This is a genomic window from Klebsiella sp. 141162 (assembly GCF_050600755.1).
Taxonomy (GTDB): domain Bacteria; phylum Pseudomonadota; class Gammaproteobacteria; order Enterobacterales; family Enterobacteriaceae; genus Klebsiella; species Klebsiella aerogenes.
Genome location: NZ_JAQIRI010000020.1, coordinates 1 through 3041, shown reverse-complemented (window position 1 = coordinate 3041; position 3041 = coordinate 1). Strand labels below are relative to the sequence as shown.

The window sequence follows — 3041 nt, the reverse complement described above, 5'->3', positions numbered from 1 at the left end:
TTCGGCATGCCCACTGTTGCCCGCCGCCGCAATCATCCCGCCCGGCATATTGCCCTTGAACTGGTCGCCGAAGCTGCCCGCGCCGCTGATACTGAGGGGCTAAGCGTAGTCTCCGTTAACGGGCCGAAGATGAAGCAGTGGCTTAAGGCCTTCCCCGGCGCGCTTAACGACACCGGCGATCTGCCGGTGATCAAGCGTGGCAAGGGACATTTTGGGTAGGGTAACAACCGATAAAACGATCCCGGACAGATCACTTCTGGCCGGGATCTTAAAATGCTGCTAACTCTTCATACCTAAACGGATTATTTCAGTTGGAAACAAAGGCTGTAATATTAATTCATTGTTAAAAATAAATAACTTCGGTGATAAAGCTGTAACGTCATAAATATTCTCAGCAATCAAAATCAGCTTAGTTCTAAAAATAGGAATGCTAATATCATCTACAAAAACGAACACATCGTCATTTTTGTTATGATTATCTGATATAAGAGCGTTCATATCCTCATAATCCGAATACTTAAGATCTGCCCATAATATATTTCCATTAGCAAATGGAAATTGATGCAAAATATTAATAGCCTCCTTCTCGCGCTGACCTTCAAGCACATCAAAATCAGCGCTAAGGGCTTCTTTACACTCATCAAATAAAGTCATTTGCTCTACCTATTCAACTGTTTCAATATGGTTTCAAATGATTTTTCATTACCTTCAAATGGTATGACTTGCTTGACTGCTTTTCCCGGCCCTTTTCCTTGAGAGTAATCCCATATATTAATGTGCGTTCCCTTTTCAGGATCATAATCAACACGCCAGCCAACTTTACCATCACTAGATTGACGTCCAATTACTTTTCCATTCCCTGCACTTACTTCTAACCGCCCAATTACAGGTTTAGAGTCTGCCCCTAAATTACCAACAATACCCAATGCCTTATTTCGTGCACTTTCCCAACTTTTCTCAGATTTAAGTATCGTTTCAATTCGATTTGCTGCGGCGGGTACTTTCTTACCCGGCAAGATAATACCTGCCAGCAATCCGCCAGTGGCTTCCAGCGCAGCCTGATTTCCTCCGGCCGCCTGTTTGACCGTATCCGCAACCGCTGACCAAGTTTCGCTTTTCATCAGAGCGGCAACACTATCGGCCACTGCCTGATTTTTCCCGGCTAGATCGCTCATTGCTCTGCTGCAATAACTGTCACCCGCAGCACATGAAGCCAGCGCCATTGCTGTATCCGCAACATAATCTGCTGAACCTAATGCTGCATCACCAGTATCTGCAAGGGCATTGATAATACCGTTTGCGATGGAAGAAGTCGTGCCCTCGCCAAGTTTGTCCCTGACCTGAGTTTTCCACCACGCGGCGCTCTCTTTAACTGATTTCCGGGCTTCATCCCCGGCCAGAGAGTTATTCTCCACAACAACTTTTTCTGTCGTGAAGCTGGCTGCCTGAACCACCTTTCCCTAGTAATTTCCGTTGGTTAGAACGGTTTTTTCTGCTGCGTTCTGATGACCCGGCACCAGTGCCCCGACGTGCGTTTTCAGCCCTCGACACGCTACCGCCCCGCCGTGACCTTCCGGTCTGTAACACCTGCATCATAGCAGCCACTCCTCCCCCTGGCATTACCCGTTGCATTAACCGGTCCCTACCGGCAACCCGCGCCAGCGGGTCCTGCGGGTGCGGGTGGCACAGAGCCCGCTGGCGACGGAACGGTACCCTGTGACACACCAGCCTGACCAGGAGCTGCTATTGCATGACCACTCTGAACCTGAGCGGGCTGCGGAAGTAGGCGAGGCAGGTACGGGCAACGCGGTGCGAGCCACCGCAGCCTGACGACGCAAGGGATCGTCCGGCGATCAAGCGTGAGCGCGGGCATTTTGGGTGAGGCTGACGGCTAAAAAGAAGATCTCGGCGGAAGGGCCGGGATCTTATGCAGTCATATACAGATACTCTCACTCGATCCATCAATAAAATGGACTAACATATCAGATTTATTTATATCTACATGATCTATGTATTCGATAAACTCAATATTTTTATACTCTTCAAGATTTTCTCTTAAAAGAATAATTACTTCAATTTCGCATATAATATAAATATATTTATCACTTAATTTAAAATCATAAAAGAAGGATGACAGCAACATCCTCTTAATAATCTTATTGTTATCAAGGCAAAAAAATATCACCGTCTGGTCACATCCAACAGCAACAACGCTACTCATTTCAATAAAAACAGGAAATATTTCACTTTGCATTGAAAATTTAAAAATACTTTTCCCATCGGAACTCACCTCATAGTAATGACGAGCATATTCCTCGTCATGGAATACCGTAGGTATATGAGCATGATAAAAATCATTTTTTGTCATGGGCGTAATTCTTATCATTTATTCTTACTCGATATTTTAGGAATCAATGTTGTAATTTTTGGCGTTGCTGACATATTACCATCAGGATAGAAGAAACTGACCTGAACCGCACCTTTATCTGAAACAGAAATACTCTTGGTTACAGTCGTCCCAAAATTATTAGATTTCTGAGAAATAACAACGCCATCACTGGCTGCTTTATTAAATAAGTTCATCAGTGACTGCTCATTATTTATTCCCAATGTATTAAGATCCTTCAGGTTCTGTGCTGAACGTTCAATATTGTGAGGACTTCCTGTAGTAACTTTCCCAAAAAAGTAATCAAATTTCTTGGGATCAATATTATAACCTTGAGGCGTAACTTCTGATGCATTAGCCTTCCCGGCTCTATTCAGGCTATTTGCACCATAAAGCCCTGCCAATGCCGCTGTCACCGCCTGCAACTGCATCGCCGTATCATAACGACCTGCCACTATTTCCCAGCTTACGCCCGATGCCTGTGCTATCGCCGTGATAGCCTGATCGCGCGTAATGCTTCCCGCATCCAGTCCCTGAAGCACCGTTTCCAAGTTCTTCGCATCCTGCGGATACAGGTCTTTATACAACAACGAGTAAGTAACGTTTTCGCCATACTCGGCTAGCGCTTTTTGCGCCGGGCCAACCAGTGTGCCAC

4 protein-coding genes and 1 pseudogene are annotated in these 3041 nt (G+C 45.5%); 1 reads left to right on the top strand and 4 read right to left on the bottom strand.

The window, feature by feature from the left end:
* The coding region (locus tag PGR23_RS24355; protein WP_430915670.1) for a hypothetical protein at window positions 1-219 on the top strand (219 nt) is incomplete at its 5' end.
* A 60-nt stretch (window positions 220-279) separates the two neighbouring features.
* Here PGR23_RS24355 and PGR23_RS24350 read toward each other — a convergent pair.
* The 4 genes and pseudogenes from PGR23_RS24350 to PGR23_RS24335 all read right to left on the bottom strand — a co-directional run.
* Window positions 280-654 (bottom strand): hypothetical protein, encoded by a 375-nt coding sequence (locus PGR23_RS24350; RefSeq protein WP_047047497.1) that lies wholly within the window; start codon window positions 652-654, stop codon window positions 280-282.
* A gap of 5 nt (window positions 655-659) precedes the next feature.
* Window positions 660-1037: pseudogene (locus PGR23_RS24345) on the bottom strand (hypothetical protein); the annotation flags it as partial.
* Between the two features lie 896 nt (window positions 1038-1933).
* Complete coding sequence (locus PGR23_RS24340) at window positions 1934-2368, bottom strand: hypothetical protein (protein WP_047047503.1); 435 nt, start codon at window positions 2366-2368, stop codon at window positions 1934-1936.
* Window positions 2369-2382: 14 nt separating this feature from the next.
* A partial coding sequence (locus PGR23_RS24335) for a hypothetical protein (RefSeq protein ID WP_430915669.1) occupies window positions 2383-3041 on the bottom strand: 659 nt, incomplete at its 5' end.

Bases quoted from the DNA above. Each gene is read 5' to 3' on its own strand.
- PGR23_RS24350 (WP_047047497.1), bottom strand. From the start codon at position 654: ATGACTTTATTTGATGAGTGTAAAGAAGCCCTTAGCGCTGATTTTGAT.
- PGR23_RS24340 (WP_047047503.1), bottom strand. From the start codon at position 2,368: ATGACAAAAAATGATTTTTATCATGCTCATATACCTACGGTATTCCAT.